This window comes from Dyella caseinilytica (assembly GCF_016865235.1).
Classification (GTDB): Bacteria; Pseudomonadota; Gammaproteobacteria; order Xanthomonadales; family Rhodanobacteraceae; genus Dyella_B; species Dyella_B caseinilytica.
Genome location: NZ_CP064030.1, coordinates 3017593 through 3043771, shown reverse-complemented (window position 1 = coordinate 3043771; position 26179 = coordinate 3017593). Strand labels below are relative to the sequence as shown.

Sequence of the window (26179 nt, the reverse complement as noted above, 5' to 3'; positions counted from 1 at the left end):
AGCGGGCTAAAGGCCGCGTTCTTCCAGTATCCGGGTAGCTATCGGGCACGATCCCATGACGTGCGCGTTGCGGTTTAACATTTGGCGAATAGCCAGGATTTCATCGTCGGAAAGTGGGGGAACGTAGGTGCGTAGTTGTACTACTTGCTCAGTTTTTGCCTTGTTTTCCAGCATTTAGCTTACCCTGTTTCGCGTCCTCAAAAATGGCGGCCTGATGCTCCGCAGTCAGTTTGCCGCCGTCGCGCACAAGCTGCTCATAGACGCGGGCCAACCATTCGCAACGTTCGGTGAGCCCGAATTTCCGTTGTGCCAGGTGTTCCGCCGCACCTATTGTCAGCTCAGCGTCGTGGAGGATCGCAGGATTTAACGATCCCCGGCAAGTATCCGTCAGATTCGTGACAGGGACGTGTTTAGGGCCGGTTCCAGTTTCAAGCCATAGGGCGTTGACGCGGAAGTAGTTAGCCAGGCGAGCCAAATACTTACTTGAATCCTGGGGCACGCTCACCAGCGTTTGCAGGCTATTTACGGGCATGCCGACCAGCCGCGCAAGGTCAGCGTACTTAATCGGTACGCCGCCCGTGATCGGGTCGGGAGTCATGAGGCGCAGGGATTCCACGCGGTCGCCAACGGTTTTCATGGGTACGCATTAAAACGGATTTTTAATGCGAAGTGCCGTTGACAACAACGGAATTCCGTTGATAGAGTGGCCGCCATGCGGAAGAAATCACGCCCCATCGGCATGTACCGCCTGCCTTGGAGTTCGGCGTCGGCAACGGCTACCAGTTGACGGGCCTCGTCCAGGTTCAGGCCGAAAGCCTCGGCCAGGATGCGCGCTGCGATGTCGCGGGAGTGGTTCGGTTCGGCTTGGTTTGAAGTTTTCACGGTTCGGGCCAGTTGGTTGCGAGCCTTCAATCTACCCACGAAGCAAAGGCAAGGATAGGCAATTTATGGATACGGCAGGCAACACTCAGCAAGCGCTAGGTTTAGAGGCATTTTGGCCGCGCAAGCCGATCAACGCACCTGAAAAGCTGGTGCGTCAGATCGACAGTGAAGCGCAGGCCGTGGCCGTGGCTATCAAGGCCAGCGGGCAAAAGTTGGCAAGTATTGCGCACGCGATGGGCAAGAGTGAGAGCTATCTCTCACGCATTCGCAGCGGCCAGCGGCCGGTCCCCGAGAAATTCATTAAGCCGTTTTGTCGCGCTGTCGGCAATCGGCTGCTTGAGCAATACGTGGAGATGATCCACGCATTACATCCAACCTCCGCCGACCGCATTGCTGCGTTGGCCGCCATCCTCACGGACCTAGCTGCATGATGAAAACCAACCAAAGCCGCCCCGTCATGATCGCGGGCACTCGCTTCGATTCTATGGCGCAGGCGTACCGCGTAGCGCAGGGCAAAGGCTATACCGGCTCGCGCTCCGCGTTCGTGAAGATGATTCGCCGCAATGCGGGCAACATCATCCACCTGGGTGACCTGGCGGACCTGTCGCCGTGCACAAGGGAAGTGACGCCAAACGTTACGGCGTTCTATCGCCGCCGCGCAGGTAGGAACACGCGCATGCGTGAAGAGATGACGCGCATGTGCGCCGAACTGGACGCGCGCAAAGCCGCGTTGAAGGAGGCTGCTTAATGCACCCGCAGTACAAGCCAGCGCCAATGGCCGCGCAACGTAGCTTGAACGTCTCTGACTACCAGCTCAGCAAAGAGCACAGGGAGATTTTCGCAAAGCACGAAAACGTGGTGAAGCACATGCGCGCCCTCACTTCCGGCAAGTTGCCTACCGTTGTTTACGTCACGCGCTCGCAGTGGATGGCAATCAACGACACGGTAAGCCGTCAATCACACGGCAGACTGTCGCTCGAAACTGTCCGATACAACGGACTCCCAATTAAGCATCCTTGAGGATAAGACCATGGCAGACGAAGCAGACCAGGCACAAGTAGTTGAAGAAATGCACATCCGCGCAGCGCTCGCGAACCACGCGGCACGCATAGCAAAGGTGTCCAGTGTTGTACCTATGTGCGAAGAGTGCGAAGAGTACCCGGCGGCGGTGCTTAGCAATGGCGTGCGCGGCAAGCATTGCACGCGTTGCGCGGAAGAGTTGACCGCGAGTAAGGCCGCGTAAGCGGCCTACACGTTTAGCTGTCCAGACGGGATAGAACATGTCCGCACCTAATAACACTGTCGAACATGCCCAAAAGTACATTGGGTTAGGGTGGGGCTTGTGCTCCATCCCGCCCGGGACGAAGGGGCCAACCGATGCCGGATGGAATGAACCGCGAAACGTAATCAAAACCCCGTGGCAGGCAATGTCAATCGTGGGCGCTCGCGCACGTCACGGCATTGGCCTGGTGCACGCTGCATCAGGTACGTGCGCCATCGACGTGGATGACTTGCCAGCGTTTGAACTGTGCCTGGCAGAGTTGGGCTTGGACGTTGCCGAGATATTCGCGGGCGCACCGCGCATCATCGGCAAGCCTGGCCGTGACAAGGCGGTCTTCAAGCTGCCGCCAGGCGAGTTCAGCGTGAAGAAAATCGTGTGGCCGCCGCGTGCGCCTGGTGAAAAGCCGGTAACGGTATTTGAGTTGCGCGCGGGTGCGGTGCAGGACGTATTGCCGCCATCGATCCACCCCGACACGCACGAACCGTATCGCTGGCGTGAAGGGCACGCGCCATGGGATACGTCCATCCCCGAGCTGCCCGCGCCCATCGTGGCGATGTGGCAAGCCTGGGATAGCATCAAGCCGCAACTGATGGCCGCGTGCCCATGGGCACCAAAAGAAGAAAAGGCCGCAGCGCCGAAGCCGCGCACACGGTCGAGTGGCGATCATGATGACGTGATAGGCCAGTTCAACCAGGCGCACGATGTAATCGCGATCCTTGAAAATAACGGATACGTGCGCAAGGGTAAGCGCTGGCTCTCGCCTACCAGTAGCAGCAAGCTTGCAGGCGTTGGCGTGTTTGATGACCGCACGCACTGCTATAGCCACCACGCATCAGACCCGCTCAACGACGGCCACGCACACGATGCGTTTGGAGTGTTCTGCATCCTATCGCACAACGGCGATTTCACTGCAGCGGTAAAGGATGCGGCGGAATTGCTGGGGCTGCGCGAGAAGTGGCCGCCCGAAGCGGTGCAGATGGTCGAGCCGATGCCCGACTCCTTTTTCGAGGGGAGCCGCAAGCGTAAGGCTGCACCGGCAAACGTGGATCCTGTCCCCGACCGGCATGCGGCCACGCCCGGCGTGGTCGAGCGTATCGAAGCGATGGGCGTACCGTCCGAACTGCTGCGCGTGCCTGGCGTGCTGGGCGAAGTGGTGGACATGACCAACCGCACGGCACCATATCCGCAGCCCATCCTATCCGTGCAAGCGGCGCTCGCGCTTGGCTCCGTGGTGCTTGGCCGTCGTTACGTGTCCACACGCGACAACTTCACCAGCTTGTATTTCGTCAACGTCGCAAAGTCCGGCATGGGCAAGAATCACGCGCGTACTGTGATCGAGCGGACGCTTGAAACATCGGGCTTGGATAGCTTGATAGGCCCACCTGACTTCACCAGCCAACCGGCCGTCATGTCCGCGATGATGCGCTCGCCATGCAGCATCAGCATCATGGATGAATTTGGCGACATGCTGGCGTACGCAGGCGCGAAGGGTAATGCGCAAAAGGGCATGGTCATCACCACGCTGAAAGAGTTGTGGGGCAAGCTGGACGGCACGCACCGCCCGGCGCAGTACAGCGAAGAGGGATTGAAGCAAAAGGACCGCGATGCACGCGAGCAACGCATTGTGCGCAAGCCAGCGCTGTCGTTGCTTGGCATGGCGACACCAGGGCAGTTCTATGGCGCGCTCAACGTGTCGGCTATCGAAGGCGGGTTTCTTAATCGCCTCATCATCGCGGAGGCCACGGGACCGCGCACACTGCCGCGTAAGGCCGACAAGCTGGAAATACCAGCCAGCGTACTGGCCTGGTGCAAGATGGCTCGCAGCGAGCGCGGAGGCGGCAACCTAGCGACGATGGACACCGCATCCATGGAGCCAGCTACAACGGTGGTGGAATTCACCCGCGATGCCGAGGCGCTTTTGCTCGCCTACGCAGAGAAGATCATCCACGATCAAAACACGCTTGAGAAGGAATCCGAAGCGCTCGCGGAGATGGTTAGTCGGTCGCAAGAGAAGGCCATGCGGCTGGGCGTCATCCTGGCGTGCTCCGTCAACATCGAACGGCCAGTCATCACCGCCGACGTGATCCGCTGGGCCATCGCATACGTGCAGTGGACGACAGAGAAGACCATTGACGCCGTGCAGCGGCATATGACTACCTCGCCATTTGGCGAGCTGTACAAGACGATCCTGGCGCTGTTTGAGGGCACGGACGATCGCGGGCTTACTGACCGCGAGATAGCACAGCGTTCGCGCACCTGGCGCGGGACCGATCCGAATACGCGCGAGCGGTTGCTCAAGGCGATGCGTGCAGATGGTCATATCGACCTGGTGGAGACAACCGGCCGAACCGGACAGAAGCGCAAGGCATGGACGATTGCCAAATACGTGTCTGCGCCTTTGGACGTGTCTACGCCTTAAAGCCAATGATTTACAACGATTTTCCGTTGAAGGCGAAGACGTTCCAGTAGAGGGAGAAAGCAATCTCCATCACGACGAGGAAAAGAGAAATGGGGGTGGGGGTAAGAAAATAAGAAATTATATATATAAAAGGGAGAGATTTTTTTCTTATTTATTATATAAATCCTTTACTTACGCTCACCGCCGAAGCCGCAGACAAAGCCGTCTGCATCTTGTCTACAGCGGCACACCTTTGGATCCACATACGGGAATTGGAAATGGGTACAGCAAAGCGAAAGAGGGCGGTTGATGTGACGGTGCGTGATCCGTGGATGGGGAGCGCGCCCGGTCCCTGCCGTGAGGGTTCGCGCGTGAGCGTTCATTCAGCTAAAACACGTCCCGCCAATGACGCGTTTGTCAACAGCGAAGATCAGGAACAGATCCTAGTCATGCGCTGGGCGATCGGTCAGGAATCGACGTGGCCGGAATTGCGTTGGCTGCATCACTGCCCGAACGGCGAGCAGCGCGCGAAGTCCACGGCGGTGAAGTTGAAGGCGATGGGTGTCAAGTCAGGCGTGCCGGATCTTGAGTTGCCGGTGCCGCGTGGCGGATTCCACGGCCTGTACATCGAGATGAAGCGCACCGAGGGCGGGCGGCTATCGAAGGAACAGCGCGAATGGCGCGACCATCTCACAGCGTCCGGTTACGAATGGGCGATGTGCGAAGGGCACGTGGAAGCAATCGCCGTCATTTCGGACTATCTCGCAAGCGATGGGCCGGAATAGCTTTCGCCTGGTGACAACGGAATCCCGTTGACTCTGCTACACTCCTATCAATTCACCATGCGAGGCAAAACCCCACATGACGAAGCCCCTTCACGATGAGATTCAAGACCAGGCCAGCGACATGCCGCGCCTGGGGCGTAAGACGGCGCTCGCATTCGAGCGGCCATGTTTCCGCGAGCGCGTGGCCGCGTTGGCTGGCAAGTCGGCGTACAGGGAGCCGGGCACGGGCAGCGGAACCGGCCACATGCGCGCAATCCCAAGTGACCACCTGGTAGCCGCTGCGCTCGCCTATGCACGCAAGGGACCGGATGACATCGGGCCGGATATCGCGTTCGATATCGCAACGCAGACGATGCGGCACAAGGGCAAGATTTGCGCGGCCGTTGGTGCTGCGCTCATCGCCAACTATCAGCGCGACCGCACGCGCCGCTACATGCGCCCGTTTATCGGGAACGTTGTGTGGGCAGGCTACGTGCAAGTAGTGGAGCTGCCGATGATCGTCCCCAAGCCGGACGGCATGACGGTGGACGAATGGCGCGCAGCGGTCAACGTCGCGGCTACCGTTATGCAGTCGCTTGGCGAGAAGTCGCTACAGTTGGCGGAGCGTGCGCACAAGAAGCGAGAGAGGGAGGCGGCATGAAGGCGAACGAGATTACGCAGCCTGGTTACTACTGGCTTCGCGATGGCGGCGAAAGCGAGGTTGTGAGCGTGACCGATCCGGGCAGTGGCAGGCTGCGTATTTATTTCCACGGACTTGACCAGTCGGCAGCGCTGGACGGCATGCCCGGCGAATTCACCGGGCCAATCGCGGAGCCGACGACGTAATGAGCCTCGCCAGCGCTCGCTGCGAAATCTACTGGTACTTCAAGTAGCTTCCCAAGACAACCAAGATGCAGCCGAGCAACGTGAGGGGCTTGGTACTCGCAGGGGTGCGCCAGCCAGCACTAACCGAGTCGTACACGTCGCGTAATGTCTTGCTTTTATGGGGGTGCGGCGTAAAGGCGTACACCCAAGCAAAGCACAGAATGCCTAAGTCCTGAAGAAGTGCGGCATGGTTCCACCCAGCCAAAATCATCAGCGTGATTGCCAGTGCCGCACATACAGCAATCCGTATGAGTCGGTGTCTCTCAATTTTCTCGTCCATGTGCATTTGAATTAGCCTTTCGATCATTGGAGAGTCACACGGTTAAGTGCCGTGTGACTCAGGACGGATGACGTTAGTCGCAGCTACTGCCGCCACTCAAATAAAAGTCATACATCGGCATCATGTCGTCGTAGTCGCCCCAGTATTGGTGGCTATCCCAAACTGGACTGCCAAACAGATCATCGACAGACTTGAGCATCGAACCTTGCGAGACGTCATTTGCGGCTGACTGAATGGCATTGACCATGCCATAAACCGTGCCGCCGATAGCGTCGCCCAAGCTTGGATCATAAGTGTTGATTGCGTTATTAATTTGCGTGCCAATTTGGTTGCCTACCCAGTAGGCCAATAAGATATTTCTACCGGCAAAGCTAGCCGTTTCAGACAGAGCAGATGCAGGCGACAGGGAGCCAACCTGGGCGGTTCGGAATTCAAGATAAATATCTTCAATCGACATATCTGTTGTGGGGGCGGTCATCGGCTGAATGCGTAAGCTATCAGGTGCGATTGCATTCAACTTTGGCAGTGCCGCCGCCCTAACCTCCGGGGATGCGTACTGATTTACCGCGTCCAGAACCTGCTGTTTGCCAAAGGCGTTGGCAACCCGTACCAAGCTCTTGTCACCGAGGCGCTTCGCAAATGTCGCCATCAGCGGTCGATTGCCAGCACTTGTCGATTCGTTATAGCGACTAGCTAAGTCAAATAGCTCGCGGTCACTCAAGTGACGAATGACGCTTTCGGCGGGGCCATTGGCGAAATTGCCTTCGATGATCGAAGCGAATCGCTGCTGAATTTCCAGCGGAGTTGTGCCCTGAATTGGATTTTTTGCAAGTAAAGAAGTCGCCACATCCTCACCGGGGCCACCAGTGCAGCCGACACCACCACCAGGAGGCGGTTCGTCTGCTCTTGAGGCAATGGGGAGTGCAGCCATCAATGCGAAACTCAAAAGCAACGCAGATTTGCGGAGCGTGCTTTTCCATGCGTAGTTCGTCATGAACCTCTCCTATCCATTAATTTTGTTTTCCCCTGTTCTTATAGTTTGATTGCGGGCCACGCGAAAACTGCGTGAAGAACGGATATGAAAACAGAAGGCAATAGCCTTGCTTCAAACTGTCACTCTGTTATTCAATGAGCCGGTGATGGTTGACCGTTGGCACAGGAAGCACGGGCCGTATGCCGCGCCATTGTGGGTTGTGTAGCGATACCATTCGAGGCCATCGACACCGCTTTCAATTTCCACGGCCGAAGGATGCGCCGGGGTTGTCTCACCCAGCAGGACGTCCCGGAAGCCGGGCGGCTGCGTCAACCTGCCGCAGGTTCATGCGCCGCGCTGGCTACACGGCTTTTTCACAATCGGCAATTGAAAATCGGTCATTGGTCGGCAGTCCGCTTGCTGACCACGGGGATAGCTGGGCGTCATAACCGGGGAACAAGGGGCAGGGAATGGGGAAGGTGGCGCAGCGTTACACCTGGCTGAAGCAAGTGGCTGTGGCATTGGCCTACGTGGCTACGTACGAGGCGGCGCACCAGCTCACATATACCGAATTCGCTACCGGTACTGCCGTCCGGCTGCTGTGGCTGCTGTTCCTTCCGTATCGCTACTGGCCCGCGCTTATCGTTGGCGAATCCGTGCCAAACCTTCTGGCCGTCTATCCTTGCCTTGAACAGTTCGGAGCAGCCTGGGTGGCATTGCGTGCAATCCCGCCTATTGCAGTCATGATGCCCATAGTGCGCTATTGCCGTTCGCGCTTGGCACTCTTTCCAAGTCGTCGCCTAATCAACATCAATGCGCTACTCATCTGCACCTTGGCAACTTCGCTTGCACTGACCGCATACACGTCTGCGGCAATGGCTTTGGCGCATCTCCACCCGAATACGCTACAGCTCACTGCTAGCGATGCGTTCGCGGTCTTTGCGGGCTTCTATTTCGCGATCCTCGCCATTGTGCCGTGGCCGCTGATAGCGCGGTATGAGCTGCGCGCGGGTAATTGGCGCAACAAGCTACAGCTTGCGGTCGAAAGCAAGTTGCTGCTGGAAGGAATGACGGTGCTGATTCCGGCAACTGCTTTGCTGGTGCTGGCCGCGTTGCGCCTCAACGCTGCCTATGCGCAGCTTGCCTTGATGGGCATGTTTGTGCCGGTGGTGTGGCTCACAACACGCCACGGCTGGCGAGCTGCAGCACTGGGCGGGACGGTCACTATCATATGTGCCGCGTTCCTAGTGCCGAGTGAGGCGCAAAGTGGTGACATGTCGACAATACAGACAGAGGTGTTTCTAGGCGTCGCTATCACTAGCCTGTTTGTACTTGGTGCGCGCATCAGCGCACAGCAGGCCCAAGACCGGCGCGCGGTGAACGGGCAGCAGTTAGCGCAGCAGAGCTACAAGCACGGCGAGTACCGCTTGCGACAGGCTGCACACTCGCTCGACCTGGCGGCAGCGAAGCTATACACGACGGGTACGCGCTTACTGGGGAGTATCGGGCGGATCAATCCCGACATCGAAAATCAGGACCACTACAAGCAAGCGATTGACGCGATACGCGATGCGCGCCAGGTGGCCGAGAGCATTCACCCGGTTGCATGGCGTGAGCGTGGCCTGCCTGCAGCGCTGCAAGAAACAATCGGGCGAGCGCTGGATGATGCGGGAATAAACTACAGGTGCGAGATAAAAGGGCGCGGCATGACGCGCATGCAGCCCGCCGTTATGTCTGCCGCTTACCGCATAGCCTGCGAAGCTGTTGTGCTTGTTACCAGCCGCATTGCCTGTTCGACTGTTCGCGTTAGTTTGCGCGGTGGCGAAACGAACCGCATGCGCTGGATCGTTGTACGCGTTGATGGCTCAATAAACGCGATGACGGTTGCCCGTGCTATTCACGGTGCCGATAATCGAAAGCGGCTTGCTGCTCGGCTTGGTGCAAGTGGGCTGAATATCGATCAGCTGGGCGAGCAAGTGCGCGTCTTTGATGGCGAACTGCATGTTCGCAAAGACGACGAACACATGAGCGTCACGGTGCTGCTGCATGACGCAGCGAGAGCGCTCAATGAAGGCGCTCCCCTGCGCTTATGGGTGCACTGATTACGGGACCGAAGACGTCACGCCGGGGCCGCTGCATTGCAGCTGGGGGCAGGAATTGAGGGCCTTTGCCACGGTGAAGGTAGTTGCGCCACTGGCCTGCGGTGTTGCCGTGACAGTCGTGGTGGCGTCCTGATACACCGTTTCTGCCGACGATGACGCAGCTGTGCCCGTCGTCACCACGTTCTGCGCATCGACGCCAATCGGCAGCACGATGGTTGTGCCGTTCGCAGTTCCGATGGCCGCGTGAACGATGCCACTTAGATCGTTGACCTGCACGTACTTGATGCCGTGCATGTGGAACACGTACACGTGCCAATTCGGCGCGGCGCTCACATCTGCAGTGTTCGGCCATGCCTGCCCTAGACCGGCGGACGTGCTGGCCGTTTGCGCCTGAGCGCCACCAGCAACCCCCAAGGCCATGAGGGCGGCAAGTAAAGTTCCTGTTTTCATGCTCGTTCCCCTTCAAATGGTAGCCACGCCACCGGAGTGCGAAATGTAGCAGGACACGGGTACGGGGAAACATGAAAGCGCATTGATGCTGCGCGCTGGTTTAGTAGGCGGTCAGTGCGGACATCATTGATTGGGGCTTGACAGTCCTCTAGGCCGCTGTCACAGACTACCCACGATGAGATTGCTGTAACCAAACCCCGCCGATGTGCGGGGTTTTCGTTTTCTAGGGGGTCAGTACGCCACGCTTAGGCGGGCGTCTCCCCATTTCTTGCGGCACGCGCACACAAGAAGGGTGCGTTATCCCCGGTGCGCCTGCCGCACTCCCTTACGTCGCCACACGCCTCCGGGCGTGCTTTGCCGTGTCCGCACGCGGCGACCCCTGTTCAAACATCGGGACTTTCCTATGACTGGCGTCAAACACGACGGCGGCAAAGCGCCGTGGAATCTGCTTCCCTGGGACGCGGTGCGTTGCATCGTCCACATTCTCGCGTTCGGTGCTCGCAAGTACAAAGAGCGCAACTGGGAGCAGGGCATGGACTGGTCGCGCGTATTCGCGGGCCTGCATCGCCATCTAGCCTCGTGGTGGGAAGGCGAAAAGGCAGACCCCGAGACAGGCAAGTCTCACTTGTGGCATGCGGGCTGCTGCATCCTGTTCCTGATCGCTTATGAGCTGCGCAGCAAGGGCCGCGATGACCGCCCCGGATCAGCAGAGGCGTGCGCAGTCGATTCGGCGCAGTCGATCACGCACACCATCCGCCTGGCCGATGGCTCACCAGCGCCAGGCATCGTCGCTGCACGCGTTCGCGAACATCTTGATGCTGACTTGCAGCGCCGCGCCGATGCTGAGCTGCGCGAACTGGTGAACGCCGAGCCGGTGCCGATGACTGACGCCGAGTGGCGCGCGCACTGCGAGCGCATCGGCGCGAACGTCCCCGACACGCCACGCCGCGCGAACGTGCCCGACGTGCCCGACCTTATCCGCAACTGATTCCAACCACCGCGCGCCAGGCGTGCGACGGAGATAGCATCACATGGCAATCATTTGCCCTAACTGCGAAAGCACGAAAACCTTTCGCAACGGCAACGGCCGTATTTATTGCCGTTCCTGCAAGACCCATCCAAGGGTTCCGCTTGAGCGCTCCGTGGAAGAAATCGCCGCCGTTGATGCAGCGAACAAGGGTTATGCGCCCGAGAATGACCTGAATCACCCGCTGCCCGCAGGCCAGAAGCTGCGCGGCATGTCCACGATGTACAAGGCGGATGGCACGATTGGCGCGCAGTGGATCAAGACCCGCGCCGACGACGAAGAACAGGCCATGATTTTCCGCGCTGCATGCGCAGCGATGGCCGCAGACCTTCCGCAGGTTGCGCCGCGCGCCGCGAATGATCACGAATACCGTGACGACCTGATGAGCGTGTATCCCATCGGTGACCCGCACATAGGCATGTACGCCTGGCAGGACGAAACCGGCGATGCCTGGGATTTGAAGATTGCCGAACGCGTTCACTGCGGCGCAATGGCGGAGCTGGTCGAGCGCTCGCCGCGTGCACGCAAGGGCGTGGTGCTGAACCTTGGCGACGCGCTGCACTATGACTCGCTTGCTGCGGTGACGCCGCGCAGCGGTCACAACGTTGATGCCGATGGCCGCTACGCAAAGATGGCGAGCGTAGCCGTCAAGACGCTGCGCCAGTGCGTTGATTCGGCGCTCGAAGTGCATGACGAAGTAGAAGTCATCCACGTGCCCGGCAATCACGACGAAACCGGCGCGCTATGGCTGGCTATCGTGTTCGCGCACATCTACGAAAACGAGCCGCGTGTGAAGGTGCACACAAGCCCCGCGCTGTTTCATTACGTGCGTTTCGGCAAGGTGTTGATTGGCGCGCACCACGGCCATTCGTGCAAGGCTGAAAAGCTCATGGGCGTGATGGCCGTGGATCGCGCGAAAGACTGGGGCGAAACGCTGCATCGGCACTGGTTGACTGGTCACATCCACCACGAAAGCAAGAAAGAGTATGCGGGCTGCACGGTTGAGTCATTCAACACGTTGGCCGGTAAAGACGCGCACGCCACCAACGGCGGCTGGCGCAGTAACCAATCCATGACGTGCATCGTCTATCACCACGAACGCGGCGAATGGGCGCGCACAAAGGTGTTTGCCGACGCATTCGGCGACGACATTAAGGAAGCCGCGTAATGCGTACTCATTTGGATAACGCGGCTGGTGCCGCGTCCGTGTCTTTCGTTGCAGCCACGTTCTCGGGATGGACCGTTCAAGACTGGGCCGCATGCGCGGCTTTGATTTTCTCCGTGATGCTCATCCTTGAGCGCTTTTTCAGATGGGGGCGTGCACTATGGCAAAGCCGACAGCCAAGGTAAGCGCTGCGGTGCTGGCTCTCACGCTCGGGATTGTCCTGTCATTCGAAGGCAATCCGCCCAAGGCGTACATGGACCGCCTGCCGCTCAATCCTACGCCTACCGCGTGCATGGGTCATACCGGCGCAGACGTTCGCGTAGGTGTCGCTTACAGCGCCGCGCAGTGCGAACAGTGGGCGCGTGAGGATATCGCCATCGCGAACGCCACGGTGCACCGCTGCATCACTGCGCCGATGACTGCGAACCAAGAGGCGGCCCTTACTGACTTTGCCTACAACGTCGGGCCTGGCGTGAAGGGCGTGAAGGATGGCCTGTGCACCCTTCGGGACGGAAGCGCCCCAAAGATCCGCCAGTACGCGAACGCGGGCCAGTGGTCCGCCGCGTGCCAGCAGATTACGCGATGGGTGTACGCGGGAGGCAAAGAGTTGCCCGGCCTGGTGCGGCGTCGCCACGCCGAACGCGAGCTATGCGAGAAACGACAATGAGCGCATACCTCAAGTTTGCGCTGGCTATTGCCCTATACATCGCCGGATATGCGGCCGGACACCACGCCGCATATCAAGCGGGCGCACTCAAGCTTGCCGAAGTTACGCAAGCGAACGCCGACCAGGCGCAGCACGCTGCTGAACTGACCGCGCAGGCCGAAGCTGCCGCGCGCAAGAGCGAACAGGACATGGCCGCGAAGTTTGCGGACGTGGATTCAAAACACCAAAAGGATATGGCCGATGCAAAGGCGAATTCTGATCGGATTATCGCTGACCTCCGTACTGGCACTGTCCGCCTGCGTGCCGAGTGGAGCTGTACACCCGCCCTTGCAAGTGCAGCCGCCCAAGCTGCCGCCGGTCCCGGCCAGCCTGATGCAGCCGCCGACCTACGGCAAACAGGTGCGGGGCATCTTATTGGAATAGGGGACAGGTGCGACGCCGACATAAGCGCGTTGCAGGAATTTCTACGAAAGGAACGCGGTGGGTAACTGCCGCGCGTACACGCATGGCAGACAAGCCCAAGAGCAAGCACACGAATAAGACCAGCTTCCAGAAAGGTCAATCGGGCAATCCGGGCGGCCGTTCCAAGTCCGTGGGGCCGAATGGCGAGACTAACGCGCAGATCGCAGCGCCGTTCATCACGTCTGCCATGCAAACGCTTGTGGACGTGATGCAGGACAAGAAAGCGCCGCCCATCGCGCGCGTGAGCGCTGCTAACTCCGTGCTTGATCGCGGCCTGGGCAAGGCGAAGCCGACCGAGGACACGAACGGCAAGAAAGACATGTCCACGCTGTTCACTGATCTAATCAGCAAGCTCCCATCATGAGTGTAACCGGCGATCTTTTGTTAGACCGCCAGTTGTCGCGTTGGTATCCGCTCAAGGATCACCCTGTCCAGTTGAGGCTTGTGGAGGCGGTGCGCAACGGCATCCGCTTTCCACTGGTTCCCGCTGGCAGACGTAGCGGCAAGACGGAGCGGTTTAAGCGCTTCCTGGTGAAGCAGGCGAGCGCAATTGTCGGCCAATACTTCGCGGCAGCACCGACGTACAGCCAGGCAAAGAAAATCTTTTGGGATGACCTCAAGGCTTTCTCGCTGTCGGCGTCGCATGAGCGCAAGCCGTCCGAATCAGACCTGATTATCTATCTGCCAAACGGCAGCGAGATTCACGTTATCGGTTTGGATAAACCGGAACGTATCGAGGGCATCCCTTGGAAGGGTGGCGGCATTGATGAATTTGCCGACGTAAAGAGCGACGCATGGGAGGCGAACATCTTCCCGGCGCTCAACACGGTGAATCCACTTGATCCCGATTACCGCGCGTGGTGCTGGCTGCTCGGCGTTCCTGATGGTCTTAACCACTATTACGACTTGTGCCAAAAGGCAGAGACCGGCGTAGATCCTAATTTCGTTGTGTTCCATTGGAAGTCGGCGGAGATTTTGCCGCCAGACGTGATGGAGGCTACACGCGCCGCCATGTCGGCAAAACAGTTCAAGCAAGAATTCGAGGCGTCATTCGAGACTGCTGGCGGCCGAATCTATGAAGACTTCGGCAAGCACAATCACACGGACGAAACGATCCAGTCGCACGAACAATTGCTTTGGATGCACGACCAAAACTTCACGCCGTTGTCATCCGCAATCGGTGTGCGGCGCAATGACGGTAAAGACTTGTACTTGCTTGATGAAATCGTGCTCACCTCGGCGGTGTCGAAACAGTCGGCGCTTGAGTTTGTCGAGAAGTACAAAGACCACCGCAACAAGCACGTCATCATTTACGGCGATCCGGCTGGCAAGGCTGGCGAGAAACACGGCCACGCGTCCGACTATACGGACATCGAAGGCGTTTTGAAGGCGAACGGGTGGCAGTACACGCGACGCGTAAAGCCCGCCGCACCCGCGATCAAGGATCGTCAAAACGCAGTACGGACGAAGATCAAGACAGCGGACGGCCACACGTCGTTGTATGTGAATCCAAAGACTGCCGAGTGGTGCCACAAAGGGCTTGCCACGGTGCAGCTAAAAGACGGCTCAACGTTCCAAGAAGATCAGAGCAACCAATACCAGCACATCACGACGGCCATTGGCTATTGCGTGGATGTGGAATGGCCCGTCATCAAGCGCATTGCAGAAGTTGCGCCGCTAAGGATGTAATCAAATGTCATTGCAAGTTAACGAAGCATGCGCACCGATCAACAACCTGGCCGTAACTTGGAAGGTGCTGGATGCGCTTATGGGCGGCACGCGCACGATGCGCGCAGCGGGGCATACACTCATGCCCCGCTGGCCTGCTGAAGATATCGACGCACACAAGGCGCGCGTGGAAACGGCAACGCTGTTTCCTGCCTACCGTCGCACTGTGTCAGTGATGAGCGGAAAGCCGTTTGCGAAGCCGCTTGCACTGCGCGATTCAAACTCCGACTTTGACAAGTGGGCGGAGGATATCGATCTGCAGGGCATGAGCCTGAACAATTTCGCGGCGGAAATGTTCGCGGAAGTTGTCGGCTATGGCCTGGCCGGTATCCTGGTGGATTTCCCCCGTGTAGATGGAACCGAGACCACTACACGGGCGGCACTTGAGGCGACTGGTGCGCGGCCGTACTGGGTACGCGTCAAGCATCATCAGATTTTGGGATGGCAAGCGCAGATCCAGAGCGGAAAGATGCGCCTAACGCAGTTGCGCATTCTCGAAACGTACGAACAGGCAGACGGCTTGTTTGCAACCAAGTGGCTTCCGCAGGTTCGAGTGTTGTCGCCTGGCGCTTGGGAAATTTGGCGCGAGGATGCGGACGGCAAAGGTTGGGGCATCTTCGACAAGGGCACCACCACGCTTGAAGATATCCCGTACGTTCCGCTGTACGGCATCCGCGACGGATTCATGATTGGACGTGCTCCGCTTGAGGACTTGGCATACCTCAACGTCAAGCACTGGCAGAGCCAAAGCGACCAGGACACCATCATGCACGTTGCGCGCGTGCCGATCCTCGCGCTGTCCGGTGCCGATGACGACACCAAGCTTTCAGTGGGCGCGGCAACGGCTGTGAAGCTGCCGCAGGGCGCTAAGCTTGAATATGTCGAGCACACCGGCCAGGCCATCGGTGCTGGCGTGTCGGCCATCAACGCGCTTGAGGAACAGATGATCCAAACCGGCGCGGAACTGATGGTAAAGAAGCCGGGCGCACGCACTGCCACCGAGTCGGCCAATGATGCAGAGGCGAACAAGTCCGACTTGCAGCGCATGGCCGAACAGTTTGAGGATGCAATAGACCTTGCGTTGCACTACACGGCGCAATGGGCGAAGCAATCGACTGTGCCCACGGCAAAGCTGTTCAGCGATTACGGCGCGGCCACGATGGGCGAAGCGTCCGGCGCACTCATCAAAGACTTGCACCTGTCTGGCGTTATCACCAGTGAAACGGCCATTGTCGAGCTGCAGCGTCGCGGCATCCTGTCCGACGACGTGGACCCGGCAGTAGAGGCGGCCAACGCAGAAGCGGAAATGACGGCATCACTACCGCCAGCACCTATGGCTGGCGCGGGAGCAGAAACGAATGTCGCAAACGGCTAACGCTGTCCTACAGGATCGCGCAATCAGCCATGAAATTGACCTACGCCGGTATACGTCCGGCGTAGCTCAACGCATGGTTGCATTGCTCAACAAGACAGACACCAGGTTAACCGCGCAGCTTACGGAAGCGCTGCTGCAGATTGACCGCGATAGCTTCACTGTCGAGCGCCTTGACGCGTTGCTCGCATCAGTGCGTGCCGTCAACGCGCAAGCCTATGCCGCGATCCTGGCCGCGATGGACCCGGAGGTAAAGGCCGCTGCCAAGCTGGAAGTGTCGGCGCAGTCCGTTGCATGGCGCGCCGCCGTCCCTGCCGTCGTGCAGGCGCATTTCCCCATTGCCGGGGTATCAGCGGACCAGGTTTATGCCGCCGCGCTATCACGGCCCTTTCAGGGGCGTTTGCTGCGTGACTGGGCAAGCAACTTGGAGGCATCGCGGCTCACGCTCATTCGCAACACGGTGCGCGCCGGGTACGTCGAGGGCAAGACCACATCGGAGATCATCCAAACCATTCGCGGGACGCGGGCCATGGGCTACCGCGACGGAATCCTGCAGCGTGGTCGCCAGGAAGTTGCTACGGTGGTGCAGACGGCATTGAGCCACACCGCGCAGCTTGCGCGGCAGTCCATGACGGATGCCAACAAAGACCTTGTGAAGGCCACCGGCTGGGTCGCCACGTTGGACACCAAGACCAGCCCGCAGTGCCGCATCCGTGACGGCCTGCTTTACACATGCGACACGCACAAACCGATAGGCCACTCGATTCCGTGGGGCGAAGGTCCGGGGCGCATCCATTTCAATTGCCGCAGCGTCTCCGTGCCGGTGCTGAAATCGTGGAAAGAGTTGGGCATCCCTGCCGACGAGATGCCGGCAGGCACGCGCGCAAGCATGGACGGGCAAGTGCCGGCGGAGCAAACCTATGCGGAGTGGTTCGCCAAACAATCGGCTGGCCGACAGGACGACATTCTAGGCCCGGAGCGAGCCGCGATGTATCGAAGCGGTAAGGTGTCGTTTGACAAGTTTTACAGCGCAAAGGGCACGTTTTTAACCCTTGACCAGCTTGAGGTGCGCATAGGGGGTTGACAGTCCTCTAGGTGGGCGTCACAAACTGTCCATGATGGCAAAACTACATGTAATAAAAGGGACGGCAGCGCCGGACACGCCAGCGGAGAAAGTGCGCGCGAAGATGCGCGCCCGCAAGCATCCGGCGTTGCCGTCGTGCCACCGATGCGGCGGCATCGAGACAATAACCGCCCGAATGGGGAAGGCGAGCAACAAGCTGTGCGTGGTGTGCCTCATGGGCGGCCAGCGCGTGATTATCGAATAGCCGCCTAACCAATCAATCCACTGAATTCCAAAGGCTCCGCTATGCGGGGCCTTTTTCGTTTCCGGGCTAAGCCCACTCCAAAGACCAAAGGTCACAAATGGCATTTGACGCGAACGACCCCAAAGACCAGGAAGTGCTTGCAGCCGCAGTAGCTGAAGCGGTGGAGGCAGCTACAGCTGGCCTCAAGACTAAAAACACCGAACTACTCGGCAAGCTGCAAAAAGCGAAGGGCGCGCAGACCATCGACCCGGCGGAGCATGCCGCGCTCGAAGCGGAACGCGACAACCTGGCCGCGCAGTTGGCCGACGCCAACAAGGCTACCGCCAAGGCCACCAAAGATGCTGACACGGCAACCAAGCGCCTAGCCGACCTGACGGCGGCGAATGATCGCGCGTTCACTGACGCGGCTCTCACTGAGGCGCTGACCAGGGCGGGCGTAACAAACCCTGTGCACGTGAAGGCCGCAAAAGCCATGCACGGCGGCTCGCTCAGCGTGGCCGATGAAAACGGCGTGCGCACGGTGAAGGCAGGCGACAAGTCGCTAGGGGATTTCGTGACCGAATGGGCTGGCAGCGATGAGGGTAAGCACTTCGTCACTGTCGCCAACGTATCCGGCGGTGGCGCAGCCAACGCGGGCGCAGCGGGGGTCGGCGCAAAGCAGCCCACGCTGACAGAGCAAGCGCTCGCGCTCAAGGCGCAACAGCAGAAGTAAGCCGGGAAGGGGCGCGAAAGCGCCCCCTTTCCACATCATCACCACATAGGAAGTAACAAGCATGACGACTACTCGCATTGCCGATGTGATCGTACCGGAACAGTGGACCCCGGCATTTCTGCTGGCGTCGCCGGAACTGATCGCTCTATTCCAATCCGGCATCGTGTCGCACGATGACGTGATTGCCGCATTTGCAAACGGCGAAGGCTCCACGTTCCACATCCGTCACATCAATGACCTGTTGAATGTCGAGGAAAACAGTTCCAGCGATGATCCGACCGAACTGAGCACCCCGCAGAATGTGACCGAGGGTGAGCAGTTGGCGGTGAAGCTGTCGCGCAATCAGTCCTGGTCGAGCATGGATCTCGTGGCCGCGCTGTCCTCGCCCGACCCGGTCTCCGTGATCCGCTCGCGCGTTGCCTCGTATTGGGCGCATCGCTTCCAGAAAGCCACTATCGCCATTGGCGGCGGCATCCTGGCATCGAACATCGCCAACAATGGCGCCGATATGCTTTTTGACGGATCCGCCGCGCCGATCAGCGGTGAGGCGATCCTCAATGCAAAGGCCACCATGGGCGACGCGGCTGGTGCGCTGACCAGCATTGCGATGCACTCGGTGCAATACACCGCGTTGCAGAAACAAAATCTCATCGTTTACCTGCGCGACGGTAACGCGGATGTGCATTTCCCGACGTACTTGGGTTATCGCGTGGTACAGGACGACGGCATGCCGGTGGACACCAGCGGCGCCGCGCCGGTCTACACGTCCATGCTGTTTGGTAACGGCGTATTCCGCCTGGGCATGGGCCAGCCGAAGGTTCCGGTTGAGGTGCATCGCTATCCGGATCGCGGCAACGGTGGCGGCGAGGAAGTATTCCATAGCCGTCAGCAGTTCATTCTGCACCCGGCTGGTTTCTCGTACGTGGCGAAGACTGCCAACCCGAAGAACGCCACGTTCACGTCCGGCGCAACCTGGGAGCGCATTTTCCAGCGCAAGCAGCTGCCGCTGGCGTTCCTCAAGACCAAGTAAGCAACGGCTACAGGGGCAACACGGAAAGGGGCGCTACGGCGCCCCTTTCTTTTTCGAGGATGCACGCATGGAACTGATCGACCTTGTACGCGCTTCGTTGTGGCGCAAGCCTGACGTTGTGCAGGCGGAACTGATCCCCGCCGCGAATGATCCCGAATTGAAGCCTGGCGACAACACCCAGCCTGGCACACCGTCCGCCGCGCCAAGCGCGCAGCCGGGCAAGAAGAAAAAGGGCAACTAATCATGGCATTGATTGTTGAGGACGGCACCGGCTTGCCTGACGCGGAAGCGTACATCAGCGCCGCAGACGCCAGCGCGTACTTCGCAGCGCGCGGCGTCGTTGCATGGGCAGCGCTAAGCGTGGCCGACCAGGAAAGCGCGTTGCGCGCCGGCTGCGACTTCATGGAGTCGCGCTACACCTGGCAGGGCGAGCGCACCACGGCATCGCTGCGCCTCGCATACGGCTACGCGGTGCCGTCCTCAACCGTGCCACAGGGGCTATCCTGGCCGCGTCGCGGTGTCCGTGCAGACGGCGTGAACCTTCCCGCCGACCAGGTTCCGGTGCAGATCGCACGCGCTAACGCAGAGTTAGCCTTGCGTGCATCAGCCGGTGAACTGGCCCCCGATGAGGGGTCGCAGGTAACGCGCGAGACCATCGGCCCGATCACAACCGAGTACGCGGCAGGCGCGCGGCAGAATCCCCGTTACGCGGCGGTTGAGGCGCTTGTGTCGCGCTTTACGCTGGCTGCTGGCGGCATCGCCGTGGTGCGCGCATGAGCGCATTCGACTACAGCCGCCCGGCCGCGAGCGCCACGCGCATGCTGAAACGCTACGGCGCGGCCTGTACGGTCAAGCGCAGCACGAAGGGCGGTTATGACCCGGCCACCGGCACGGTAACGCCTGGCGGCTCAACCAGCACGCCTAGCGTGTGCGCAACCTTCCCCATGCCGCAAAAGTACGTGGACGGAACACTCATCCTTATGGGCGACACCATGGCGTATTGCGCGCCTGGCGTCGTGGTTCGCCAAGGCGACGTGCTGAACTGCCGCGATCCGATGCGCGACTGCGAATACAGGGACTTCACGGTGGTTAACGTGAAGCCGATTGGCCCGGCCGGTGTGCCCGTCCTATTCGAGGCGCAATTGCGTGGCTGATAAAACCTTTGCGCTGTCGCTGACTGCGTTCGCGCAGAAAGCCCCGGAGAAAGCCCGCGAGGTAGTGCGCAAGGTGTCAATTGACTTGCTCACCGCGACGGTTATGCGGACGCCTGTAGGCAACCCCGAGTTGTGGGCAGTCAACCGCATCGCGAAAAACTACAACGCGGCCGTGGCGCAATGGAATGCAGAAATGCGTAACGATCCGGTCAACTTGACCAGGGCGGGGCGCTTGAAGCCTGGTAAGAAATCAAGCGACAGCATGGACATCATTGCGCCAAAAGGCTACGTAGGCGGACGGCTCCGCGCCAACTGGTTCGCGTCAATTGGTGGTTATACAGAAATCACCACGGACGCGACGGACGCGCAGGGCAATAGCACGATCAGCGACGGCGCTGCGATCATCGACCAGGCCACGGGTGACGGTGACATATTCATCGTAAACAGCCTGCCTTATGCAGTCCCGATTGAATACGGACACAGCGGCGTGCAGGCACCGCAAGGCATGGTGCGCGTCACTATCGCGGAGTTTCAGGACTACGTTGCTAAAGCAGCGAATGAGGCGCTTAACTCATGAGTCAAAACCTTTGCCGCCGCCTCATCGAGACGGCGCTCGGCGCGTGGGCGGTTTCGCAATCACTCGATGTTGAATGGGAAAACGTTCCATTCGAGCCGGTGACCGGGCAGACGTACTTGCGCGCCTTCCAACTTCCCGCCAACAGCACAAGCCCCGACCTGGCAGGCGCGATCACGACGTATCGCGGTATCTATCAGATTGACATCGTGGCTCCGATCAACGAAGGCGCAGGACCGGCAGGCGCGATTGCCGACGAACTGGCACAGCTGTTCAAGCTCAATACGCGATACACCGCGCCACCGCTTGCGCTGCAGATTGTTTCGCCTTGCACGGTCGCAAAGGGCGCTCAGGACGCTTCTGACTACATCGTGCCCGTGTCGTTTCAGTACCGCGCAGACAGCTTCGTTTAACCCGCCCATTCAGGGCTAATCACCAAAGGCAAATAAACAATGGCCGTATCCGTACCGAATGGCGCGATTGTCAACATGGCGAAGGGCTATAGCGCTCCCGTCACGATCCAGGCGATCAGCAACGCTAACCCGGCCGTGGCGAGCGCCACCGGCCACACGTTCAAGCAGGGCGACTACGTGGAAATCACGTCTGGCTGGTCGCGCTTGGCAAATAAGATTGTGCGCGTGGGCGCGGTCACTTCCGGCACGTTTGAGTTGGAAGGTTACGACACCAGCTTGACCAGCATCTATGCCACTGGCGGCGGCGCAGGCTCCGCACGCAGCATCACCGGCTGGCAGCAGATTTCGCAGATCCTTTCGTCCAGTTCGTCCGGCGGTGATCAGCAGTTCTTGGAATATCAGTTCCTCGAAGCTGATGCGCAGCAGCGAATCCCGACGTTCAAGAATGCCGCTGGCCTGACCCTCTCCGTGGGCGATGACCCGACGTTGCCGGGCTATCAGCTCGCCTCGCAGGCGAACGATGACCGCCTGCCACGTGCTGCGCAGATCGCGCTCCCGTCCGGCGCGAAGATCCTCTACAACAATTACGTGTCTTTCAACAAAACTCCCACGCTTACCGTAAACGAACTGATGGCCTGCGCTCTTACGCTGTCGTTCCTCAACGAGCCGGTGCGCTACGCGAGCTAACCGGCCGCAAGTTTTCCCCACCTGGGCGCGGCTAGCTACCGCGCCCTCTTTTTTTGTTTCTCTTTCGGGATCGCTAACATGGCAAAGCTCAAACTCAACCCCGCTCCGACCTTCACTGCGCAGGTAAAAATTCCCGTTCCCGGTGGCGAGTCAGACCCGGTGACATTCACCTTCAAGCACCGCAAGCGCACTGATACGATCGACTGGCTAAAAACAACGAGCACGAAAGAGGATTATGTAATCGTGCAGGACATGGCTGCTGGCTGGGATTTGGACGACGAATTCACGCCGGACAACATCGCCACGCTTTGCGACAACTACCCCGGCGCTGGTGGCGCGATCCTTGACGCATACCTGGCAGAACTGCGCGGTGCACGCGCAAAAAACTAATAAGCGTTGCCAGGGCGATCTATGAAAAGGGGCCGACCGCTGCCGAACTGGCGGCGCTTGGCTTCGCGCTTGAAGACTTCCCCGACCACGTAGAAATCCTGCCGGACAACTTGGCAGCGGTAAACGTGTTCATCGCAATGGCAACGCAGTGGCGAGTAAGCATGGGCGGGCCGATCGGTCTTGACTACAACGCGCTGCCTGCAGTGATGCGCTTGGTGGGCGTGCCGCGTGCGGAACAGTCCGACACATTCGAGTGCATCCGAACCATGGAAGGCGAGGCGCTCCGCGTGATGGCCGAACAAAACAAGTAGGGTGACACATGGCAGATATCGCAAGCCTGGGCATTCAAGTTACATCGTCGGGCGTTGCACAAGCTCAGACTGACTTGGATAAGCTCACCGACAGCGGCACGAAAGCGGAGGCGGCAACCGACAAGCTGGGCAAGACCGCCCAGCGCACCAGCAAGTCATTCGACAATCGAGCAATCAAAGACCAGCAGGACGCGCTAGCGAAACTGATCGGGCAAATTGCCCCGACTGTGGCCGCGCTTGATCGCTTGGACAAAATGCAGACCAAGCTAAACGCGTTCAAGTCCAAGGGCGTGATTAGCGGTGACGACTGGAAGGCATACAGCCAGGCAATTGACGATACGCGCGCAAAGATCAGCGGCGCAACGGAAGCAATGGGCAAGTTCACGCTGGGTAACGCTGCCGCACGCCGTGAGATTGGCCTCATCACGAAAGACATTGCCACCGGGCAATGGGGTCGCCTTGAGCAAAGCCTTGCGACGCTCGCAGCGCAAAGCGGCCTGGTGCAGGTTCTGTTTAGTGGTCTCGGCGTTTCGATCATGGCCGCTGCCGCTGAAATCGGCGTGTTTGTATATGCGGCGAATGACGCGAGCAACGTACAAAACAAGTTCAACGAATCACTCGCGCAAACCGGCGGCTATGCCGGTATCGCTACGCAAGGCATGAGCCAGCTTTCCGGGCAGGTGGCCGGTGCTAATGGCAACCTGGGCAAAGCAAATGAAATACTCATTGCCCTGGCTGGTAACGGAAAGGTGACAAGCACGTCATTGCTCGCGCTCGGGCAGGCTGCTATGGACATGTCAACGCTTACCGGGCAAACGGCAGACAAGGCGGCAGCAAGCGTCACGAACATGTTTGACGGCACGGCAGCTAGCGCGGCGAAGGCCAACGAGCAATACCACTTCCTCACGGTCGAGATTTACGATCAGATCGCCGCGCTTGAACAGCAGGGCGAGACGCAAAGGGCCGTGGAAGTTGCCGCGCAGGCATTTCATGACGCCATCTCGCCGCGATTGGATGACATGCACAGCCAGGTCACCGGCATTGCTGCCGCATGGGACAAGGTAAAGGAATCTTTTACCGGATTCTGGACGACGTTCAAGCAAGGCGCTTCACTCATCGGCGGCACTGCGGACACCCAAACGCAGATTTACGCGCTGATGGGTCAGAAGCAAACAGCGCAGGACAATGCGCAAAGCTACGGCGGGAGAATGCTTAACTCGTTCGGCCAAGGCTGGACCGCTGCCGATGAGAAAAAGCTACAAGACTTGCAGGCGCAGCTACAGAAGCAAATGCAGGATGCCGACGATAAGTCGCAGGCGTCGCAGATGCAGACGGCTGGTATCGCTGGGCAGGCCGCTTTAGATGGCTACCTGAAGCAATACCAAAGCCAGGAACAGAAGCGCGAGGCGCAGATTGTCGCGATCCACAACGCGGCAAACAAGGCGATTGCGGCTGCACTTGCGCAGGGTGACCAGGCACTAGCCGACAAGATTATGCAGCAAGAGGCGGCGGCGGATGCGGCGGCGCGTGCGAGCTGGGAGAAAAAGCCCACGCACAAAGCCGATCCCATGGCGGCGCTTAATACGCTCACTGATCGCGCCGTAACGCAAAACATGCTGCCCAACAGCGACGACACGGCAACGAACAAGTTGCTGGCCGATCAGGTAAAGCAGTTGCAGGCAATCACGGATGCAGGCGCACGCGCAATCGAAAAGGGCGCAAGCATTGCTGCGGTACAGGGACAGGTAGGTAAGGCGGTCGCGGCCACCAACGAATACTATTCCAAGCAAGCCGACATTTTGCAGCAGAAAGATGCGGCGGCTATGGCGCAGTATCAGGCGTCGCTTGATAAGCAGAACGCGGCACTACAACGCAGCGTGGATGCGCAAACCGCTGCGGTGGGCATGGGCGATAAGGAATATCAGCAGCAGCAAAAGCTAAACGCCATCTATCAGCAAGGTGCAGATGCGCTAACCAAGCTCAATGCTCAGCGCAGTGCGCCAGGCGCAAACACAAAGCTGATTGACCAGCAGATTGCGGCGCAGGAAGCGGCCACGCAGAAGCAGGTTCAGATAGTCACTAACGGCTTTGACGCAATGGACAAAGCACAAGGTGACTGGGTGAACGGGTGGCGCAAGGCTTCCGCCGACTTCATCGACCAGGGCAAGAATGTTGCAGGGCAGACGGAAAGCTTTTTCACGTCGGCATTCGGAAACATGACCGACAAGCTCGCGGAGTTTGCTACCACCGGCAAGCTTGACTTCAAGGGCTTTATTTCATCAGTCCTTTCGGACTTGGCTAAGTTGGAGATTCGCCTAGCCGCGTCTAAGGCGCTTTCGTCGCTGTTCGGTGGTGGTTCGTCAGTCGGCTCCATAGGCAGCGCTTCGCAGACGGGGAGCGGACTATTCACCGCGAACGCGAAGGGCGGCGTTTACGACTCGCCTAGTTTGTCCGCGTTCTCCGGGCAGATTGTAAGCAGCCCGACGATGTTTGCATTTGCGAAGGGCGCGGGCCTGATGGGCGAGGCAGGCCCCGAGGCCATCTTGCCGCTAACGCGCGGCAGTGACGGGAAGCTAGGTGTCCAGTCGTCCGGTGGTGGAGCTGGCGGGATCGTTTTCACCCAAAACATCAGCATAGACAACAGCGGTAATGCGTCCGTTACCAACGACGCTCAAGGCGCTAACGCTACCGCAGCAAAACAGCTCACCGACCAGATGCAAAAGGTGTCTATGGACACGCTACAGCGAGCGATGCGCCCCGGTGGCATTCTTTGGAGATCGAAAAATGGTTGATACGTTTCGCTGGCAACAGCAGACGGATGACACCGGCACGGAAACTGCGCGGACACGCTCCGCGCAGTTTGGCGACGGTTACAAGCAGGTGGTGCCGGATGGCATCAACAACCTAGTGCAGTCATGGCCTCTCACGTTCAGCGGTCCGCGCGACATGATCTTTCAGATACGCGACTTTCTGCGCGCACACAAGGGTGCATCGTCTTTCTACTGGACTCCGCCCGGCGATGTGCAGGGGCTTTACCGCGCTGATACGTGGACGGTGCAGCCACGCGGCGGCAACGCCTACACGCTCACAGTCATCTTGAACCAGGCATTCACGCCATGACGGTATTCGCGGACGTCCAAAAG

33 protein-coding genes are annotated in these 26179 nt (G+C 59.3%); 29 read left to right on the top strand and 4 right to left on the bottom strand.

Annotation, left to right across the window (positions count from 1 at the left end; all coding sequences use genetic code 11):
• Positions 1–148 precede the first annotated feature (148 nt).
• On the bottom strand, positions 149–637 hold the full coding sequence (locus ISN74_RS13135) for a hypothetical protein (protein ID WP_188799666.1): 489 nt from the start codon (positions 635–637) through the stop codon (positions 149–151).
• Positions 634–882, bottom strand: a complete 249-nt coding sequence (locus ISN74_RS13130) for a hypothetical protein (RefSeq protein ID WP_188799665.1) — start codon at positions 880–882, stop codon at positions 634–636. Before ISN74_RS13130 ends, ISN74_RS13135 begins: the two co-directional genes overlap by 4 nt.
• 65 nt (positions 883–947) lie before the next feature.
• On the opposite strand from ISN74_RS13130, the gene ISN74_RS13125 reads away from it, so the two are divergent.
• From ISN74_RS13125 to ISN74_RS13090, 8 genes are all read left to right on the top strand, one after another.
• Positions 948–1313: a hypothetical protein gene (locus ISN74_RS13125; protein ID WP_188799664.1), complete on the top strand. Its 366-nt coding sequence runs from the start codon at positions 948–950 to the stop codon at positions 1311–1313.
• Positions 1310–1630: a hypothetical protein gene (locus tag ISN74_RS13120; protein ID WP_188799663.1), complete on the top strand. Its 321-nt coding sequence runs from the start codon at positions 1310–1312 to the stop codon at positions 1628–1630. The genes ISN74_RS13125 and ISN74_RS13120 overlap by 4 nt, the downstream gene beginning before the upstream one ends.
• Positions 1630–1902 (top strand): hypothetical protein, encoded by a 273-nt coding sequence (locus ISN74_RS13115; RefSeq protein WP_188799662.1) that lies wholly within the window; start codon positions 1630–1632, stop codon positions 1900–1902. Before ISN74_RS13120 ends, ISN74_RS13115 begins: the two co-directional genes overlap by 1 nt.
• Before the next feature lie 10 nt (positions 1903–1912).
• Positions 1913–2125, top strand: a complete 213-nt coding sequence (locus ISN74_RS13110) for a TraR/DksA family transcriptional regulator (RefSeq protein WP_188799661.1) — start codon at positions 1913–1915, stop codon at positions 2123–2125.
• A gap of 37 nt (positions 2126–2162) precedes the next feature.
• Positions 2163–4583, top strand: coding sequence for a DUF3987 domain-containing protein (locus ISN74_RS13105; protein ID WP_188799660.1), 2421 nt, complete (start codon positions 2163–2165; stop codon positions 4581–4583).
• A 350-nt stretch (positions 4584–4933) separates the two neighbouring features.
• Positions 4934–5347: a VRR-NUC domain-containing protein gene (locus ISN74_RS13100; RefSeq protein WP_203546611.1), complete on the top strand. Its 414-nt coding sequence runs from the start codon at positions 4934–4936 to the stop codon at positions 5345–5347.
• Positions 5348–5423: 76 nt separating this feature from the next.
• On the top strand, positions 5424–5987 hold the full coding sequence (locus tag ISN74_RS13095) for a hypothetical protein (protein WP_188799659.1): 564 nt from the start codon (positions 5424–5426) through the stop codon (positions 5985–5987).
• Positions 5984–6172: a hypothetical protein gene (locus ISN74_RS13090; RefSeq protein WP_188799658.1), complete on the top strand. Its 189-nt coding sequence runs from the start codon at positions 5984–5986 to the stop codon at positions 6170–6172. The genes ISN74_RS13095 and ISN74_RS13090 overlap by 4 nt, the downstream gene beginning before the upstream one ends.
• 392 nt (positions 6173–6564) lie before the next feature.
• Here the strand turns inward: ISN74_RS13090 and ISN74_RS13085 are convergent, their stop codons facing one another.
• A complete protein-coding gene (locus tag ISN74_RS13085) occupies positions 6565–7485 on the bottom strand; it encodes a hypothetical protein (protein WP_188799657.1) in 921 nt (306 codons plus the stop codon).
• 449 nt (positions 7486–7934) lie between these two features.
• Between ISN74_RS13085 and ISN74_RS13080 the strand changes: the two genes are divergently transcribed.
• Positions 7935–9566 carry an MASE1 domain-containing protein gene (locus ISN74_RS13080; protein ID WP_188799656.1) on the top strand — a complete coding sequence of 544 codons (1632 nt, stop codon included), beginning with the start codon at positions 7935–7937 and terminating at the stop codon, positions 9564–9566.
• On the opposite strand, the gene ISN74_RS13075 is transcribed toward ISN74_RS13080, so the two are convergent.
• Entirely contained in the window at positions 9567–10016 is a 450-nt protein-coding gene (locus tag ISN74_RS13075) for a hypothetical protein (protein ID WP_188799655.1), read from the bottom strand.
• A gap of 403 nt (positions 10017–10419) precedes the next feature.
• On the opposite strand from ISN74_RS13075, the gene ISN74_RS13070 reads away from it, so the two are divergent.
• The 20 genes from ISN74_RS13070 (at position 10420) to ISN74_RS12975 (ending at position 26156) form a co-directional block, all read left to right on the top strand.
• Entirely contained in the window at positions 10420–11004 is a 585-nt protein-coding gene (locus ISN74_RS13070) for a dATP/dGTP diphosphohydrolase domain-containing protein (RefSeq protein WP_188799654.1), read from the top strand.
• Positions 11005–11047: 43 nt separating this feature from the next.
• Positions 11048–12211 (top strand): oxidoreductase, encoded by a 1164-nt coding sequence (locus tag ISN74_RS13065; protein ID WP_188799653.1) that lies wholly within the window; start codon positions 11048–11050, stop codon positions 12209–12211.
• 157 nt (positions 12212–12368) lie between these two features.
• Positions 12369–12875: a lysozyme gene (locus ISN74_RS13060; protein WP_188799652.1), complete on the top strand. Its 507-nt coding sequence runs from the start codon at positions 12369–12371 to the stop codon at positions 12873–12875.
• Positions 12872–13363 (top strand): lysis system i-spanin subunit Rz, encoded by a 492-nt coding sequence (locus ISN74_RS13055; protein WP_188799651.1) that lies wholly within the window; start codon positions 12872–12874, stop codon positions 13361–13363. The genes ISN74_RS13060 and ISN74_RS13055 overlap by 4 nt, the downstream gene beginning before the upstream one ends.
• Before the next feature lie 17 nt (positions 13364–13380).
• Positions 13381–13701, top strand: coding sequence for a DUF5681 domain-containing protein (locus ISN74_RS13050; protein WP_188799650.1), 321 nt, complete (start codon positions 13381–13383; stop codon positions 13699–13701).
• On the top strand, positions 13698–15026 hold the full coding sequence (locus tag ISN74_RS13045) for a terminase large subunit domain-containing protein (RefSeq protein ID WP_188799649.1): 1329 nt from the start codon (positions 13698–13700) through the stop codon (positions 15024–15026). Before ISN74_RS13050 ends, ISN74_RS13045 begins: the two co-directional genes overlap by 4 nt.
• A gap of 4 nt (positions 15027–15030) precedes the next feature.
• On the top strand, positions 15031–16440 hold the full coding sequence (locus ISN74_RS13040) for a DUF4055 domain-containing protein (RefSeq protein ID WP_188799648.1): 1410 nt from the start codon (positions 15031–15033) through the stop codon (positions 16438–16440).
• A gap of 73 nt (positions 16441–16513) precedes the next feature.
• The gene (locus tag ISN74_RS13035) at positions 16514–17521 is read left to right on the top strand and encodes a phage minor head protein (protein WP_203546610.1); all 1008 of its coding nucleotides are present in this window, start codon (positions 16514–16516) and stop codon (positions 17519–17521) included.
• A 341-nt stretch (positions 17522–17862) separates the two neighbouring features.
• Positions 17863–18477 carry a hypothetical protein gene (locus ISN74_RS13030; RefSeq protein ID WP_188799646.1) on the top strand — a complete coding sequence of 205 codons (615 nt, stop codon included), beginning with the start codon at positions 17863–17865 and terminating at the stop codon, positions 18475–18477.
• 61 nt (positions 18478–18538) lie between these two features.
• The gene (locus ISN74_RS13025; RefSeq protein WP_188799645.1) at positions 18539–19507 is read left to right on the top strand and encodes a major capsid protein; all 969 of its coding nucleotides are present in this window, start codon (positions 18539–18541) and stop codon (positions 19505–19507) included.
• A 67-nt stretch (positions 19508–19574) separates the two neighbouring features.
• Complete coding sequence (locus ISN74_RS13020) at positions 19575–19748, top strand: hypothetical protein (RefSeq protein ID WP_188799644.1); 174 nt, start codon at positions 19575–19577, stop codon at positions 19746–19748.
• Positions 19749–19750: 2 nt separating this feature from the next.
• A complete protein-coding gene (locus tag ISN74_RS13015) occupies positions 19751–20284 on the top strand; it encodes a DnaT-like ssDNA-binding protein (RefSeq protein WP_188799643.1) in 534 nt (177 codons plus the stop codon).
• Positions 20281–20661 carry a hypothetical protein gene (locus ISN74_RS13010; RefSeq protein WP_188799642.1) on the top strand — a complete coding sequence of 127 codons (381 nt, stop codon included), beginning with the start codon at positions 20281–20283 and terminating at the stop codon, positions 20659–20661. Before ISN74_RS13015 ends, ISN74_RS13010 begins: the two co-directional genes overlap by 4 nt.
• Entirely contained in the window at positions 20654–21238 is a 585-nt protein-coding gene (locus tag ISN74_RS13005) for a hypothetical protein (protein WP_188799641.1), read from the top strand. The genes ISN74_RS13010 and ISN74_RS13005 overlap by 8 nt, the downstream gene beginning before the upstream one ends.
• Positions 21235–21648 carry a phage tail terminator-like protein gene (locus ISN74_RS13000; RefSeq protein WP_188799640.1) on the top strand — a complete coding sequence of 138 codons (414 nt, stop codon included), beginning with the start codon at positions 21235–21237 and terminating at the stop codon, positions 21646–21648. Before ISN74_RS13005 ends, ISN74_RS13000 begins: the two co-directional genes overlap by 4 nt.
• Before the next feature lie 39 nt (positions 21649–21687).
• Positions 21688–22335: a phage tail protein gene (locus ISN74_RS12995; protein WP_188799639.1), complete on the top strand. Its 648-nt coding sequence runs from the start codon at positions 21688–21690 to the stop codon at positions 22333–22335.
• Positions 22336–22413: 78 nt separating this feature from the next.
• Positions 22414–22725: a phage tail assembly chaperone gene (locus ISN74_RS12990; protein WP_188799638.1), complete on the top strand. Its 312-nt coding sequence runs from the start codon at positions 22414–22416 to the stop codon at positions 22723–22725.
• Positions 22686–23036, top strand: coding sequence for a DUF1799 domain-containing protein (locus ISN74_RS21125; protein WP_203546766.1), 351 nt, complete (start codon positions 22686–22688; stop codon positions 23034–23036). Before ISN74_RS12990 ends, ISN74_RS21125 begins: the two co-directional genes overlap by 40 nt.
• Before the next feature lie 8 nt (positions 23037–23044).
• A complete protein-coding gene (locus ISN74_RS12980) occupies positions 23045–25828 on the top strand; it encodes a phage tail tape measure protein (protein ID WP_188799637.1) in 2784 nt (927 codons plus the stop codon).
• Positions 25821–26156, top strand: coding sequence for a phage tail protein (locus ISN74_RS12975; protein ID WP_188799636.1), 336 nt, complete (start codon positions 25821–25823; stop codon positions 26154–26156). The genes ISN74_RS12980 and ISN74_RS12975 overlap by 8 nt, the downstream gene beginning before the upstream one ends.
• The last annotated feature ends 23 nt before the right edge of the window (positions 26157–26179 follow it).